We start from the raw sequence: 15081 nt of genomic DNA, 5'->3' as shown, positions 1-15081 counted from the left end.
CCATTACAGACTCAGCCAATACACCCACTCCCCATCGAAGTTACCGAAGTGCGTTGAAGAAATAGCCGTAATGCCCACACGAACTTGGCATAGCTTTCGCGGGACAGGATGTCCCATCGGAAGCGCTAGGCTATTTCGAATAAGTATGAGGAAGACAACTTCGTTTGGGGCGCTGAGGGATTGTTAAGGGGCGCAAGCGCTTTGCCCCTTGGCTCGGGTGTGGGCGAAGCGCCACGATCTTATATCAAACGAAGTTTGATTGGTTTGGCTTTTAGATGCAGAAGTGCTTTAAGCACCAACAAACTTTTGTCCAATAATGAGTTAACGACTACCATCGACTTGCAAGTATTCATCTGAATTGGGCTGTGCAAGCTTCTAAATCATGGATGATTTAGTAGAGCCTATAGGGATATATTCACGGCGGCTTGCAAAAGCTCAAGGCAGTTGAATGGTGCTTAACTGCTATATTTCCGCTTAACCTCGATACTGATCTTTCGGCTCCTCAGCCTACCTAATACCTGTCCAAAAACGTGTTTCACTTCTCATGACCAAAAACACAAAGCATTAAAAAAGCCAGTTGAATTAACAACTGGCTTTTATTTTGTCTAGCAATGCTAGACAAGTCGCTTTCGCTAAAGCAAATTACTCGCCTTGATCAACGCCTGCACGGTTGATTAAGAACTGAGTCAATAATGGTACAGGGCGACCTGTAGAACCTTTATTTGCACCGCTGTTCCAAGCCGTACCTGCCACATCTAAATGTGCCCAGTTATACTTTTTCGCGAAGCGAGATAGGAAGCAAGCCGCAGTAATAGAACCTGCTGGACGACCACCTAAGTTAGTCATATCAGCAAATGGGCTCTCTAAGTGCTCTTGGTACTCATCCCATAATGGCATGCGCCAAGCGCGGTCACCACTTTGCTCACCAGCATTAAGTAGCTCATGTGCAAGCGGGTTATGACCAGAGAATAGACCTGATGCGTGCTTACCCAGTGCAATAACACATGCGCCGGTTAAGGTTGCCGTATCAACCACTAATTCAGGATCAAAACGCTCAACGTAAGTTAATACGTCACATAATACTAATCGACCTTCAGCATCAGTGTTTAGCACTTCAACCGTTTGACCTGACATAGTGGTTAAGATGTCGCCTGGACGATATGCATTACTCGATGGCATGTTTTCACAGCCGGCAAGTACGCCGATGACGTTGATGGGGAGCTGCATGTCACACAGTGCTTTCATCGCACCGATAACACCTGCTGCGCCGCCCATATCGTATTTCATCTCATCCATGCCTTCGCCTGGTTTAAGTGAAATACCACCTGAATCGAAGGTTAGCCCTTTACCGATAAGTACAATTGGTTTTTGAGTATTATCAACAGCGCCTTTGTATTCCATGATAGTCATAACTGATTCGTTATCACTACCACGGCCTACTGCTAGGTATGAGTTCATTCCTAGCTTTTCCATCTGCTCTTCGCCAACCGTTGTTACTGTGAGGTTCTCAGTATTTTCAGCGATTTGACGAGCTTGTGATGCAAGGTAAGCGGGGTTACAGATGTTTGGCGGCATGTTTGCCACGTCGCGACAAAGGTGCATACCAGCTGATACAGCCATACCATGCTCAATCGCGCGTTCGCCAACCGTTAGCTCACGTCGAGTGGGTACGTTAAACACCAACTTACGTAGTGGACGACGAGTTTCGCCTTTACGTGTCTTAAGCGCATCAAAACTGTATAAGCTGTTTTGTGTACTTTCGACCGCTTCACGTACTTTCCAGTATGTATCGCGACCTTTTACGTGTAATTCGGTAAGAAAACAAACAGCTTCCATTGAACCTGTTTCGTTTAGGGTATTAATGGTCTTAGTGATAATTTGCTTGTATTGGCGTTCATCAAGTTCACGCTCTTTACCACAACCGACCAAAAGTACCCGTTCGCTTAATACGTTAGGCACATGATGCAGTAATAACATCTGTCCTGGCTTACCTTCCAAATCGCCACGACGAAGTAGGTTACTGATGTAACCTTCACTGATCTTATCTAACTGTTCGGCGATACCGGACAAGCGTCTTGGCTCGTATACACCTACGACGATACAAGCTGAGCGTTGCTTCTCTGGGCTACCGCTCTTTACGCTAAACTCCATGAGCTCTCCTAGATTCTTAAAGACAAATTTTATTATTTATTAGATAATGTCTGCTTGTGCCCAAAAAGGGCCTGAATATGGCGCACCCTAAAATAGATTTTTCAGGTGTTTTCCTGGCCATGTTATGCAATTGTTGGTTACAAAACTACTAAAAGTAGACAGTTTACATGAAAGTTGTATTGATACCAGCATAATTCAAAGTTTAGAGACAGGATCCTACCTGTGATTGTATTTAGATACTTGATTCGAGAAGTTTTAAAGGCCCAAATAGCGGTACTTTTGGTGCTGTTAGCTATTTTTATTAGCCAACATTTCGTGCGTGTGCTTGCAGACGCCTCTGATGGCGAATTTCCCGCTTCCCTAGTGATGACATTGCTAGGGCTCAACATGCCGTTTTTAATTGTTTTAGTGCTGCCCCTCAGTCTATTTTTAGGTATTTTGCTGGCTCATGGGCGTATGTACTCTGAAAATGAGATGGTTATTTTGCACGGTGTCGGCATCAGTGAATGGTATATCACCCGAGTCACTTTGCTGCTGGCTGTGGTTAATATGATTTTCACCGGCTTTTTGTCCATTTATGTTACCCCTTGGGCTGAAGAGCGGCAGAACCAAGTGTTGGAGCACGCCCAGTCTGAGGCGGGCATCGCTGCATTAACCCAAGGTCGTTTCCAAACTAGCCCTAATGGCCGTGCGGTACTATTTGTGGAACGTATTGGTCGAGACAATAAGCTTGATAAGGTATTTGTTGCTCAGCTTCCGGATCCTGATGATGAAACAGGCCTAGCTAATGTTGTAGTTGCACGTTCAGGCAAGGTGGTTGAAGACGCAACGGGTGGGCAAAGATTACAATTGGAAGACGGGGTTCAGTACCAGGGCAGCCCAAGACGTGTTGATTATCAGGTGGTCGAGTTTGGCGGATATCAAATGGAAATTAAAGATCAAGAGGCGGGAGAGCGCAGACGTAAGCTTTCGGCATTGCCCATTGATCAGTTGATGGATATCGATACGCCAGAAGCGACTGCAGAATTCCATTGGCGACTCGCGATACCACTCGCAATTCCATTGATGACTTTAATTGCAGTACCTATGGCTCGGGTTAATAACCGTCAGGGTAAGTTCGCTAAGATGTTCCCTGCTATTTTGCTTTATTTAGGTTACTTCGGACTGATGGTAGCAGGCCGTAAATCATTGGAGGACGGGGTAATTCCGGAGTTTCTTGGCATGTGGTGGATCCATGCCTCCGCCTTGTTGATAGGGTTATTATTGCTCGGAAAAGAGCGGCCTACTGGTGCAAAACTTTCTGGCGTATTTAAGCGGAAAAAGGCGGAGTGCTCATGAGGATTTTAGATCTTTATATCGCTAAGGTTCTTATCAGTAGTTCCTCTTTGTCACTGCTTATATTGACAGGCCTGTCAGGGATTATTAAGTGGGTCGACCAGCTGCGCCTAGTGGGACGAGGCACTTATAGCATGATGGATGCTGGGATCTATGTATTGTTTCTGATCCCTCGTGATATTGAGATGTTCTTCCCGATGGCGGTGTTGCTTGGGGCGCTCACGGGCATGGGAATGCTGGCATCTAATTCTGAATTAGTGGTGATGCAATCATCCGGTTTATCGCGCTTGCAAATAGCGTTGTCGGCGATGAAAACAGCGATACCTTTGATGATTTTAGTCATGCTACTGTCGGAGTATGTTGCGCCTGTTGCCGAAGTGCGAGCGAAAGAGATCCAGCGAACGCAGATCTCAGGCGGTAGTTTGATTGAGTCTACTCGCGGAGTTTGGGCCAAAGATGGCGATTTGTTTGTCAATATTGGCGGCGTTGTCGATAGCAATAATTTACGTGATATTACTTTGTATGAATTTGACGATACCACTAACCTTACCAGCACTGTACATGCTGAAACCGCTAAATATATGGGAAAGTTTTGGCAGCTCTATGATGTTAGAAGAACGTCACTAAAGAGCGAACAAGTGGTGCTGACCAACCTCGATGAGGATAAATGGATATCGTCTTTGACACCTGAGAAGTTAAGTGTTGTATCGGTGAAGCCAGAGTCACTATCTATCGAAGGCTTGCTGGATTATTTAGACTATCTTAAAAATAACAAGCAAGCGTCAGCGCGTTATGAATTAGCATTGTGGCGCAAGCTTATGCAGCCGGTGACCATTGCGGTAATGATGTTAGTTGCACTCTCCTTTGTATTTGGTCCACTGCGAACGGTGACCATGGGAGCGCGAGTGCTGCTAGGGGTCGTTGCTGGCTTTAGTTTCTATATATGCAGTGAAGTGTTTGGACCGCTGAGTATTGTTTACGGCTTACCTGCATTTATAAGTGCCGGGATGCCAGCACTGATATTCAGTGCCGGTGCGCTGTACTATATCCGTAAATAAAGGTCTAACCCTTAGAAAGTAGGCAATAAAAAGCCAATAAACTAGTGGTCAGTTTATTGGCTTTTTCAGTAGTATCTAGCAAGTATCTAGCAAGTATCTAGCAAGTATCTAGCAAGTATCTAGCAAGTATATTAGCGATTAAACACCACGCCAGTTACGCATCTGATTTGCCTCTTTAGATAATACCACCACTTCAGATCGGGTCATCATATCTTGCAGTGCAAGCTTGTCGCCATTAATCAATATCCACAAGTTACCTATACCTAAGAGCGACCAAACAAGTCTTGCAGCAGCAGTGACCATGCTGAGATTCTGACCATTTGGATGCTGGATCTTTAGTCTCCAAGCGCGCATACCAAGTGTCTGACCACCGTAGCTCCAGAAGCTGATGTAGAACAAGCCTACACATAGCGCGATCCAGAATTGGTAGATCCCTTTATACAAAGGGACGGCATTAAGTGCATCGGACACATGTTCATAGCCCGTTATGTCGATTAGTCCGCCTGCAACCAGTGCGGTGAAAATGCCAAAACCAATCGCACCTGCGATCATATAAACGGCGACTGCTAGCAATAGATCGTAAATAATTGCGCCGCAGCGTTTGAAAAACCCAGCGCGTGGAAAGTTGGCATGATCGCTATTAGGCATAGAGTTTGCTGTCATTAATATCACTCAATTGGTTAGTTTCCAGGGAAGCGTTTAACTGGTTAACGCGCTTTAGGGTCATCTTTTATGTAATAGATATCGCTAAAACCAAATCTAGCAAACTCCTTATTACGGAAATCCCTTACGGCTGATGAGCCTTTAGATGTCATTTCAACTTGCTGTTCCATCATATGGTAGCGAGTTAAATCTACGCCTTCCTCTGCAGCCACTGCTTCATAGATGTCATGAAATTTGTCGTAGGCAAAGTTAATCTCTTTTGCTTTGCCTTTGAACTTATAGGTGATTCTTACGGCCATATTGATCTTCTCATTTTAAATTGGGTGTAAGCCCAAGCAGCCTCAAAATGCAGTCTGGAGCAAGTTGAGGTTAATTATCGCTATGATAGCAAATCTCGGCTACAAGGTATAAACCATATAACAGGCATCGGCAGGGTAATCGCTAAGATCTTTATCAATCTCCTGCACTTTAAAGCCTTGTCGTTGCCAATAACGATCAGCACCCTGTACGGCAACCAAGCTAATGTTGCTAAACCCATGAATCTTGGCGAATTGCATAAGTTGATCTAGGATCAGACCGCCAGCTCCTTTACCTTGAGCCTTAGCCGACAGTGCAATATCGTGTAGATAAAGGGTATCAGTAGTGGTAATGGGCCCGAGTTCTTGTTCTAAGGTCGGTGGAAACCCGAGTATCCAAGGGTGCGCCAAACAGTAGCCTGCAACTTTGTTGTCAATCTCTAGACTAAAGCAAGACTTAGGTGATGCTCGCCATTTACTCTGTAATACTGCTAATGATTCAGGCTCTATTTGAGGGTAGCATTCAAGCTGGATCTCAAGAATACTCGGCCAATCAACTGTTTCAATACTGCGTAACTTCATCGATTTATCCTGTTATACCAATTGCATTAAGTATTTGAGCAGTTCAGAGCTCCTCAGTCTTTTCAATTCAAAACGCATTGGTAAAGAAATGGTTATTCCCTTTTAAGCCAATGCGGTATTAGCTTGCACTGCTTAAGCGCCATACCTTTGTAAAAGATGCTTCTTGAAATACTCAGGGTTGAGTGTCTCTCCCGTAGCCTGTTGAACCAATTCATCGGTGGTCAATAAACTGCCTTTCGACCAAATATTATGTTCAAGCCAACCCGTCACCGATGATAAATGTCCACTTGCGACAAGCGACTCCATTGAACCTAATTGCTGCTCCATTGCTACCCTAAATTGAGCTGCATACATAGCGCCTAAGGTGTAGCTAGGAAAGTAGCCCATTTCACCAACAGCCCAGTGAATATCTTGCATGCAACCGTTCTTGTAGTCGCCATCGGTATTGATTCCTAAAAGGGACTGCATCTGCGCCGACCAAAAATCGGGGAGGTCGGCAACTGCAAGTTGATTGCCGACTAAGGCTTTCTCTGCTTCAAAGCGCAGCAGAATATGGCAAGGATAAGTGACTTCATCGGCATCGACTCTGATATGTCCTGGTGTGACTCGAGAGTAGATATTAAGTAACTGCTCGTGGCTTAAATTGCAATCCAAGCGTTGTTGTAACATCGGCTGTAGCTGTTTGAGAAACGCACTACCACGGCCAAGTTGCATCTCGCAGAACAAACTCTGGCTTTCGTGGATAGCCATTGAGCGCGCAACACCAGCGGGCTGACCGCGCCATTTTAGCGGTAAGCCTTGCTCATATTTAGCATGACCTGTCTCGTGCACAACCCCCATCAAGCCGCTGGTAAAGTCCGCTTCATCATAACGAGTTGTTAGGCGAACATCACTGGCAACGCCGCCACAAAATGGGTGGCTGCTGGTATCGAGCCTGCCATGATTAAAGTCAAACTGTAGTAATGTCATTACATCACGACTTAACAGTGCTTGGGCATCACTAGAGGCATGAGGGATCTGAAAACGATCTTGATGTCGTTGCTTTTCTTGAATTTGTTCAATCAATCCAGGTAACCAGCTTTTTAAACCACCAAATATATGTTCAAGCCTTGTTGATGTCATCCCTGGCTCAAACTTATCCAATAGCGCATCGTAAGGCGAGATGTTGAGGGCTTCTGCACGGATCTGCGCCTCCTCTTTTGCGAGTGCGAGTACATTTTCAAGGTTAGGTCTAAAGCCTTGCCAGTCGTTTTGACTTCGCTGCTCTCGCCAAGCTTGCTCGCACTTGTATGCGGCTTTAGTTTTAGCTTCAACAAGGCTTCCTGGTACGATGTTCGCTTGTTGATATTGATAACGGATCTCTCGAAGGTTGGCCTGCTGTTGGGCGGTTAACGCTTCTAGCTCTGCAGCTGCAATAGTTTGCTCTAGCATGGGCGCAGTCTTCAGCGAGTGAATATGTTTAGCAAGTTCTGCCATGGCCGCGCCTCGCGCCTCGCCACCGCCAATAGGCATCATTGCAGCTTGATCCCAATCTCCAAGGGCGCTTAAATGTTCGAAGTGGCTAATGCTTTGAAAGTGGCTACAAAGCAATTGATAGTTTTTGTTAGTAGGCTGGTTCATAAAGGTCAGCTAAAGATGAATAATCTCGCTATGCTAGCATGAAGTTCAATGGCAAATAAGCGCTACTAAATCGATTATTTATATTGCAAGTGCAGTAAGTAAAAAGGAGATAATAATGAGCAAAGCTCAGGGAAAGAGTCTTATTGCAGCCAGTATGCTGCTGTGTAGTTTTAATTTGATGGCGGGGAGTGAAGCATTTAAACCGGGAACTGTATTGCCTCAATACGGCAAAATAGCTGAGGTTGAGACTAGCGTAACCATACCCAAAGAGATGCAATTCAAAGTGGTATTCGACATGAGTAAAGCCGCTGAGCCAGGAAAAGTTAACCGCAGTTTGGATTCGCTGGCGCGTTTTATCAACATGCATGTCAGCAACGGAGTCGCACTCGATGATATCGACTTGATGATGGTGGTCCACGGCAGTGCCGTCAAAGATTTTACCCAGGACAAATTCTATCAATCAACTCAAGCTCTGCCTAACATCAATGCAGAGTTGATAAACCAACTGTCAAAGCTTGGGGTTAAGTTTAATTTGTGCGGTCAAAGCGCTGCTTATTATGATGTTTCGCTACAGCAATTATTACCAGGAGTTGATATGGCATTGTCTGCGATGACAGCTCACGCCATTGCAGCTAAAGAGGGCTACAGCTTGAATCCTTTTTAAGCTGTGGATTTTTTAGTTTGGCTAAGGGGCAAAGTTTGGTATGCTGAATAGTACATAAATTATTTTAAATTATGTAGTTAGCCACATTGTAAGGCAGCGAAGCCTTACGCCGCACAGGATTATGCGGATAAATTGTGTTCATGGAGGATTTAATGGTTTCATTTCTATTAAGCCAAGAAAACTTACCCTATGTCATCTCGTTATGTATTGTTGGCATACTCGGCATTGTTGAAAGCTTATCTCTTGTCATAGGAGCCAGCTTCTTGGGGCTGCTCGATGATTGGGCGCCTAATGATGCAGGCAATGATGTCGGCGGAGTCACCGGACTCGCTGGTTGGTTGTGCATTAGTCGTTTGCCGCTGCTCATTTGGTTTGTATTGGCACTCGTTAGCTTCGCCATTGCAGGCTTATCTGTAAATTACTTCTCCCTTAGCTGGTTTAATAGCTTGCTAACTCAATCTGTTTCTTTGCCCATATCACTAATGCTAATGGCTTTAAGTTGTCATTTTCTTGGGGGAAGGCTTGCTAGTATTTTACCAAAAAATGAATCATCAGCCGTTTCTGTTGAAGACCTCAATGGTTGTGTCGGTACATTAACTATAGGTAAAGCCGTTTTAGGAAACCCTAGCGAAGCTTTAGTTAAAGATGACTATATGCAAAAACACTATGTATTAGTGGAGCCCGACGAAGACGGCGTTGAGTTTTTGACTGGGACGCAAGTGGTGCTGCTTAAAAGAAAAGGCAGAGTGTGGAGCGCCGCAAAACTTAAATCATAAATTAGTATAACGTTAATAATGAAGGAACATTATAGATGGAACCAGTACAAGATATAGCAGCAGGATTTGGTGGTAGCTTCGCTTTAATAGTAGCGGGCTCAGTCTTTGTCGGTATGTTGGTAATAGGGATGATTTTTGCCAAACTATATTGCCGTGCCACCAAAGAGATGGCATTTGTTAGAACGGGTTTCGGTGGTGAGAAAATAATCAAAGATGGTGGCGCTATCGTGCTGCCTGTATTGCACGAAACCACCGTAGTTAATATGAATACCTTGCGTATTGAAGTGGAAAAAACCCAGAAAGATGCCTTAATAACCAAAGATCGTATGCGAGTCGATGTTAAAGCGGATTTCTATCTACGGGTTGCCCCCAATGTAGAGGGGATATCCATGGCAGCGCAAACACTTGGTACCAGAACAACCAGAGTTGAAGAGCTGAAAAAGTTGATGGAAAGTAAGTTTGTCGATGTGCTGCGAGCGGTGGCGGCAGAGATGAATATGACCGAAATGCATGAACAGCGAGCTGACTTTGTGCAGCGAGTGCAAAATAATGTCGCTAATGACCTTGAGAAAAATGGTCTTGAGCTGGAATCGGTATCGTTAACAGGCTTCGATCAAACAGATCTGCAATTTTTCAATGAGAACAATGCCTTTGATGCTGAAGGTCGCGCACGCTTAGCTAAGATTATTGAAGAGAAGCGTAAAGAGACCAATGATATCGAGCAGGAAAACCGTATTAAAATAGAGCAGCGTAACCTCGAAGCTGAAAAACAGTCGCTTGAAATCGAAAAGACGGAAGAGGAAGCAAGGCTAGTGCAACAACAAGCGCTAGAGTTTAAACGTGCTGAACAAAAAGCGGAGATCTTAAAGCAACAAGAGCAAAAAACGCGTGAAGAGCGCGAGGCTGAAATTGCTAAAGAGCGCGCCATTGAAACTGCGGAGATTGAGAAAACTAAAGATATCGAAACCCGTGAAATTGAAAAGCGTAAAGCGATTGAGCAATCACGTATTCAGCAGCAACGCGATATTGAAGTGGCTGAGCAAGACAAGCAAATTGCCGTTGCCGCTAAATCTGAAGAGGAGTCTGCAGCGCGTGCGCAAGCCGCTGACGCTGAAAAGCTTAAAGTAGAGAAAGAAGAGGCGGTTATCACCACTCGTCAAGTGGCTGAAGCTAACCGCCGTAAAGAGATTGAAGTGATTGATGCGCGCAAAGAAGCGGAGCGTGAGGCGGTGGGAGTCACCGTTGAAGCAGAAGCTGAAAAGCGTGCTGCCGAAGATAGATCGAGTGCGATCTTGATTGAAGCGAAAGCAGCAGCAGATGCGAAGAAGTTAAGCGCAGAAGCGGATGAAAAAGTCTATGCAGTTGATGCTGCAGGTAAGCAAGCGCTACATGAAGCCGAAAATGTTTTGAGCGATGAGCAGATTGCACTGCAACGCTCACTGGCGATTTTAGCTTCGCTGCCTGACATTATTAAGGAATCTGTTAAGCCACTGGAAAGCATTGAAGGCATTAAGATCCTACAAGGCTACGGCGCTGGTAACGGTAATGCTACTGGTGCAACAGAAATTGCAGGCCAACAAGGGGGGATTGCTGAGCAAGTCACTACTGCAGCGCTAAATTACCGCGCTAATGGCCCTGTAGTTGATGCCATGCTACAAGAGCTAGGACTGGTTGATGCTAAAACGGGCAACTTAAGTGAACTGCTAAAAGGTAACAACACCCTCACAGAGCAAGCGCTTAATATCCCTAAGGTTGAGCTTGATACGCTCGAGGGGCACAGCCATAAGCAAACCACAGCAGCGGATCTTAACTAAACTCTCTGCCACCTAAAAAGAGCGCCTTTCGGGGCGTTTTTTTGTGTCTAAAGCAAATGAGTATTGTGTAGTAAAGGCTGTTACCCGCTTTGAAATTAGGCTGATAAAATGGGGTTTATCTTACATTATCAGGGTAACCTCCAGCCTCGGCTGCAATTCTAGCAGCGTATTTAGCGGCCAATTACTCGCTAATACTTTAGTGCTAGGAAGATATTCTAAAAAAATATGTTGAATTTTTACTCAATAAATTCACCTTTTAAATTCTCTTAGAGCATCGGTGAATATTAGTTAATTACCTGAAAAAAATAATTATAAGTTAGGCTGAGAAGTATTTTCTATATGGAGATTTATTCATATCGACGAGGGTTTACAAAATTTACATTTGTTAATTTATTGTTGCGAGCGATGGTTGTGCTAGGTTTTTAAGTTCCACTTAGTTGGTATTGCTGCCAACTAAAGGATTTGTAGTTAAAGAATCTAATAATTAATTGGGCCATAAAAGAGCCTTGTGCAAACCTCTTTGGAGCAACACTTTATGAAATTGACAAGAATTGCAGCGACCTTAATAGCACTATCTGTTGGCGCCTCTGCGGCAGCAACAGCAGATGAGCGCTATGTTATTCAAGTGGATAACAGCAAAAAAGGGGTTGTAAAAGCCTTAGCAAAGAAGGTGGGTGGAGAATTAAAGCTTGATGGTGATGGCTTTATTGCTGCGACATTTTCAGGAAAAGATCTCGCACAAGTGAAAGGTTTGCTTAACAACCCACACATTCAACTAGTAGAAGTGGATCAACGTCGAGCGTTAATGTCATTCAATGACGATGTTGGAAACCCTATGGCGCAGCAAATAACCCCTTATGCGGTTTATCAATCTAATGTGAACGATATTGGCTTCAATAATGCCGCAGGTATGAAGGTATGTGTGATTGACTCAGGCTTAGATGCGTCAAACCAAGACTTTGAATGGGGCAATATTAGTGGTAATTCTGACAGTGGTACAGGAAACTGGAATGAAAATGGTGGCCCACATGGTACGCACGTGGCTGGTACCGTGGGTGCTGCAAATAATAACGTAGGTGTAGTGGGCATGGCACCAGGCGTAGATATGCACATTATTAAAGTATTTAATGCCGACGGTTGGGGCTATTCGTCCGACCTTGCTCACGCCGCTAACTTATGTAGTGCAGCGGGCGCAAATATTATCAGCATGAGCCTAGGTGGCGGCGGTTCAAACTCAACAGAGTCAAATGCATTCCAATCTTTTACTGATGCAGGTGGCCTTGTCGTTGCCGCAGCGGGTAATGATGGTAACAGTGTTCGCTCATATCCTGCTGGTTACCCTTCAGTAATGATGGTTGGCGCCAATGATGCAAATAACGACATTGCTGATTTCTCGCAATTTCCAACGTGTACGACGGGTAGAGGCAAAAAACGAAAAACAGATACCAGTATCTGTGTTGAGATCGCCGCTGGTGGTGTCGATACACTATCGACCTATCCAGCTGGTATGGCAACAGCATCCAGCATGAGTGCTGATGGCGTAGCCTACTCAAGCTCAGCTATGGAAAATTCAGGTTCAACATCAGGCAGTGTATTTTACATGGGGACTGCAGAAGCAACCAATGCAGGTGCTAACGGTATGGTCTGTATGATTGACCGAGGTGCTATCTCCTTCCATGACAAGGTATTGAATTGTGAAAACTCTGGAGGTGTCGGCGCCGTTATAATCAATAATGAACACGGTATGCTTTATGGAACATTAGGTGACACCAATGCTACCACTATTCCTGCTGTTGGCGCAGCATTTGAAGACAGAGCAGCGCTGATTGCGGCTGCTAACGCTGATATTGCAATTGGCATCTCTGATTACGGTTTTATGAGCGGTACTTCAATGGCTACACCCGCTGTATCTGGTATTGCTGCGCGAGTTTGGTCTAACCATAGTGAGTGTACGGGCAGCGAAATTCGCGCCGCATTAAATGCTTCGGCAATGGACAGTGGTGCCAGTGGGCATGATGTTTACTTTGGCCACGGTATTGTTGATGCTGCAGCGGCAGATGCTTACTTAACGGCTAATGGTTGTGCTGGTGGCGATGACGGCGGTGAACCTGGCACTGGTGACGGTCTAACGTTAACTGAAACCCACTATAAACGCCGAGGTGTTAAAACGGTTGAGCTTAAATTTAGTGGGGCAGCGGGCACTAGCGTTGATGTTTTCCGTGATGGAAACCTTGTTGGAACATCTCTTAGTAACGCGACATTCACAGACCGCATTACCACTAAAGGTGGTGGGACGTTTATCTATAAAGCTTGTGATGCTGGTACTACAACGTGCAGTGCGGATATTAGCGTAACATTCTAAAGCATGCTGTTAGTCGATAGAAAAAGGCCTGCTTTCGCAGGCCTTTTTGATCCGATAAGATTGTTATTTAGCAGTGAGTGGCTGTAATAGTGCAAGTGCTGGCTGTAGATTCTTCGGCCATATTTGATAAGCCTTGTGGTGCTTAATCAATGAGGCTTTTTTGTTGCCAGCACTGATAAGCAGATCATGCTTATAAGCCACCGCGGAAAAAGCAGGTTCTTGGGCGCGCACATAAAGTGTGATGGGTTTAATTAATTCATCGCCATCAATACGCTGGCTAAATTGATCATCAGAGATGATTAAACTTGCGTGGCCTTCACTGTCGAGTTTCAGTTTTTTGCTGACCTCTTGATCGGTAATGATAAGCCAATCGTCCGCTTCAAGTTCAACTAACATCGCCTTTAAAGATGCTGCCAGTCCTTGTTGTTTGTTGGCAATGTAGCTGTACTGTTGACTAATTTTTTGCAGCAACAACTTAAGCTCTGCTCCAGCTCCCATACTGCGGGCTTGTCTTATCCAAAAAGTAAGATCATCAGCGATCAGTTTTGAGAAACTACGCTTCTTTAACGCTGTAACCATCCAGCTACATAAAAAATGACTCTCTGCCGCGGGTGTTTTGGTGCTACTACTGCTCGCTGCTGACTCGGCAAGTGCAGCAAGACCTGCGTTAGCAAATTCTAAAAGGGCTTGGTTATAACTGATATCGGACATGAGATCTCCGCCGTGAAAAATGATTAAGGGTACGGCGGAGGGATTATAGCTAATGCAGTTCTTAACAGCTACGTCGAAGCGCAGCTAACAGAGGTTATTTGAGTGCCAGTTTTGCTGCGGTAATGATTAACTCAGGCGCAGGACGGACTCTAAAATTGGGGTTCACATATTGGAAATGGACTAAACCACTCGCATCGCTGATATAAACTGCTGGCACTGGCAATACTAGGCGGCTCTCGCCAGTAGGAGTTTGCCATAGCTTATTTTCAAGCTTCATTTTGCTTGTGTATCGAGCAGTGGTTTTGGCGCTGGTGAAATAGGCTAGGCCAAAGGCTTTACTGGCCGCTAAATTGGCATCTGACAATAAGGTATAACTGAGTTCTTGCTTGGTCATCGATGCTGTTAACTTCTCTGGAGTATCTGGAGAGATGCCTATGAGTTGATAGCCCATCTCAAGTAGCTGTGGCTCAATTGCTTGTAACTGACCCATTTGAGAGTTGCAAAATGGGCACCAGCCACCACGATAGAAAAAGATAATGCTGGGTTTTCCGGCAGTGAGTTTGGCGATATCAACACTGTTGCCATTAAGATCTTTTAGTGAAGCAGAGGGGATAGTTTGTCCGTTCATTAACGGCATCACATTCAATTCATCGAGTGCGATAGGTTTAGCAAAAATAGGCAAACTAAACAGTAGCGTTGATAGTGTAAGTGACAGTACAACTAAGGTCTTTTTTAACATTATTTTGGCCTTTGAATATAGGGGGCATTATTCGCAAAGTAATAGACCTGTGAAATGTAATTTAACTTTCAATAATACCAATTGCATTAAGTATTTGGCCAGTTCAGAGCCCCTCAGTCTTTTCAATTCAAAGCGCATTGGTAAAGAAATGGTTATTCCCTTTTAAGCCAATGCAAAGCAGAAGTGGAAAGACTGAGGGGCTCACGTAGTGCGGGTTTCAAAACGCTGTATGCTTCGCTATGGGATTTGGATATAGAATAACTATTAGCTCAAATTCCACTACTTGCCTACAGCGTTTTGAATTCCCGCT

General features: G+C 44.7%; 13 protein-coding genes. 6 read left to right on the top strand and 7 right to left on the bottom strand.

Annotated features, from left to right (window positions below):
- Nucleotides 1-642: 642 nt before the first annotated feature.
- Entirely contained in the window at nucleotides 643-2151 is a 1509-nt protein-coding gene (pepA, locus tag SWP_RS18810) for a leucyl aminopeptidase (protein ID WP_020914211.1), read from the bottom strand.
- A gap of 222 nt (nucleotides 2152-2373) precedes the next feature.
- On the opposite strand from pepA, the gene lptF reads away from it, so the two are divergent.
- Both lptF and lptG read left to right on the top strand, forming a co-directional pair.
- Nucleotides 2374-3489, top strand: a complete 1116-nt coding sequence (gene lptF / locus SWP_RS18805; RefSeq protein WP_020914210.1) for an LPS export ABC transporter permease LptF — start codon at nucleotides 2374-2376, stop codon at nucleotides 3487-3489.
- Nucleotides 3486-4544 (top strand): LPS export ABC transporter permease LptG, encoded by a 1059-nt coding sequence (gene lptG, locus SWP_RS18800; protein WP_020914209.1) that lies wholly within the window; start codon nucleotides 3486-3488, stop codon nucleotides 4542-4544. The genes lptF and lptG overlap by 4 nt, the downstream gene beginning before the upstream one ends.
- Nucleotides 4545-4682: 138 nt before the next feature.
- On the opposite strand, the gene SWP_RS18795 is transcribed toward lptG, so the two are convergent.
- The 4 genes from SWP_RS18795 to SWP_RS18780 form a co-directional block, all read right to left on the bottom strand.
- Nucleotides 4683-5192 carry an RDD family protein gene (locus SWP_RS18795; RefSeq protein ID WP_143711260.1) on the bottom strand — a complete coding sequence of 170 codons (510 nt, stop codon included), beginning with the start codon at nucleotides 5190-5192 and terminating at the stop codon, nucleotides 4683-4685.
- Between the two features lie 59 nt (nucleotides 5193-5251).
- Nucleotides 5252-5506 carry a DUF2960 domain-containing protein gene (locus SWP_RS18790; RefSeq protein ID WP_020914207.1) on the bottom strand — a complete coding sequence of 85 codons (255 nt, stop codon included), beginning with the start codon at nucleotides 5504-5506 and terminating at the stop codon, nucleotides 5252-5254.
- 99 nt (nucleotides 5507-5605) lie between these two features.
- The gene (locus SWP_RS18785; protein WP_020914206.1) at nucleotides 5606-6085 is read right to left on the bottom strand and encodes a GNAT family N-acetyltransferase; all 480 of its coding nucleotides are present in this window, start codon (nucleotides 6083-6085) and stop codon (nucleotides 5606-5608) included.
- Between the two features lie 132 nt (nucleotides 6086-6217).
- Nucleotides 6218-7705, bottom strand: coding sequence for a carboxypeptidase M32 (locus SWP_RS18780; protein WP_020914205.1), 1488 nt, complete (start codon nucleotides 7703-7705; stop codon nucleotides 6218-6220).
- Nucleotides 7706-7820: 115 nt separating this feature from the next.
- Here SWP_RS18780 and SWP_RS18775 point away from each other — a divergent pair, with 115 nt between their 5' ends.
- The 4 genes from SWP_RS18775 to SWP_RS18760 all read left to right on the top strand — a co-directional run bounded on the left by SWP_RS18775 (nucleotide 7821) and on the right by SWP_RS18760 (nucleotide 13321).
- Nucleotides 7821-8369, top strand: coding sequence for a DsrE family protein (locus SWP_RS18775; protein ID WP_020914204.1), 549 nt, complete (start codon nucleotides 7821-7823; stop codon nucleotides 8367-8369).
- Between the two features lie 152 nt (nucleotides 8370-8521).
- Nucleotides 8522-9145 (top strand): OB-fold-containig protein, encoded by a 624-nt coding sequence (locus SWP_RS18770; protein ID WP_020914203.1) that lies wholly within the window; start codon nucleotides 8522-8524, stop codon nucleotides 9143-9145.
- A gap of 35 nt (nucleotides 9146-9180) precedes the next feature.
- On the top strand, nucleotides 9181-10959 hold the full coding sequence (locus tag SWP_RS18765) for a flotillin family protein (RefSeq protein ID WP_020914202.1): 1779 nt from the start codon (nucleotides 9181-9183) through the stop codon (nucleotides 10957-10959).
- A gap of 535 nt (nucleotides 10960-11494) precedes the next feature.
- Nucleotides 11495-13321 (top strand): S8 family serine peptidase, encoded by a 1827-nt coding sequence (locus SWP_RS18760; protein ID WP_020914201.1) that lies wholly within the window; start codon nucleotides 11495-11497, stop codon nucleotides 13319-13321.
- A 63-nt stretch (nucleotides 13322-13384) separates the two neighbouring features.
- Here the strand turns inward: SWP_RS18760 and SWP_RS18755 are convergent, their stop codons facing one another.
- A complete protein-coding gene (locus SWP_RS18755) occupies nucleotides 13385-14032 on the bottom strand; it encodes a DUF2913 family protein (protein WP_020914200.1) in 648 nt (215 codons plus the stop codon).
- A gap of 94 nt (nucleotides 14033-14126) precedes the next feature.
- On the bottom strand, nucleotides 14127-14771 hold the full coding sequence (locus SWP_RS18750) for a peroxiredoxin-like family protein (RefSeq protein ID WP_020914199.1): 645 nt from the start codon (nucleotides 14769-14771) through the stop codon (nucleotides 14127-14129).
- Nucleotides 14772-15081: the final 310 nt, after the last annotated feature.

It is taken from the genome of Shewanella piezotolerans WP3 (assembly GCF_000014885.1).
Classification (GTDB): domain Bacteria; phylum Pseudomonadota; class Gammaproteobacteria; order Enterobacterales; family Shewanellaceae; genus Shewanella; species Shewanella piezotolerans.
The sequence above is the reverse complement of the archived record's forward strand: the minus strand, read 5'-3'. Positions and strand labels throughout refer to the sequence as shown.

What these genes read in the sequence shown, in the direction of transcription:
- pepA (WP_020914211.1), bottom strand. Translation starts at nt 2,151, where the DNA reads ATGGAGTTTAGCGTAAAGAGCGGTAGCCCAGAGAAGCAACGCTCAGCT.
- lptG (WP_020914209.1), top strand. Translation starts at nt 3,486, where the DNA reads ATGAGGATTTTAGATCTTTATATCGCTAAGGTTCTTATCAGTAGTTCC.
- SWP_RS18795 (WP_143711260.1), bottom strand. Translation starts at nt 5,192, where the DNA reads ATGCCTAATAGCGATCATGCCAACTTTCCACGCGCTGGGTTTTTCAAA.
- SWP_RS18790 (WP_020914207.1), bottom strand. Translation starts at nt 5,506, where the DNA reads ATGGCCGTAAGAATCACCTATAAGTTCAAAGGCAAAGCAAAAGAGATT.
- SWP_RS18785 (WP_020914206.1), bottom strand. Translation starts at nt 6,085, where the DNA reads ATGAAGTTACGCAGTATTGAAACAGTTGATTGGCCGAGTATTCTTGAG.
- SWP_RS18780 (WP_020914205.1), bottom strand. Translation starts at nt 7,705, where the DNA reads ATGAACCAGCCTACTAACAAAAACTATCAATTGCTTTGTAGCCACTTT.
- SWP_RS18775 (WP_020914204.1), top strand. Translation starts at nt 7,821, where the DNA reads ATGAGCAAAGCTCAGGGAAAGAGTCTTATTGCAGCCAGTATGCTGCTG.
- SWP_RS18770 (WP_020914203.1), top strand. Translation starts at nt 8,522, where the DNA reads ATGGTTTCATTTCTATTAAGCCAAGAAAACTTACCCTATGTCATCTCG.
- SWP_RS18765 (WP_020914202.1), top strand. Translation starts at nt 9,181, where the DNA reads ATGGAACCAGTACAAGATATAGCAGCAGGATTTGGTGGTAGCTTCGCT.
- SWP_RS18760 (WP_020914201.1), top strand. Translation starts at nt 11,495, where the DNA reads ATGAAATTGACAAGAATTGCAGCGACCTTAATAGCACTATCTGTTGGC.
- SWP_RS18755 (WP_020914200.1), bottom strand. Translation starts at nt 14,032, where the DNA reads ATGTCCGATATCAGTTATAACCAAGCCCTTTTAGAATTTGCTAACGCA.
- SWP_RS18750 (WP_020914199.1), bottom strand. Translation starts at nt 14,771, where the DNA reads ATGTTAAAAAAGACCTTAGTTGTACTGTCACTTACACTATCAACGCTA.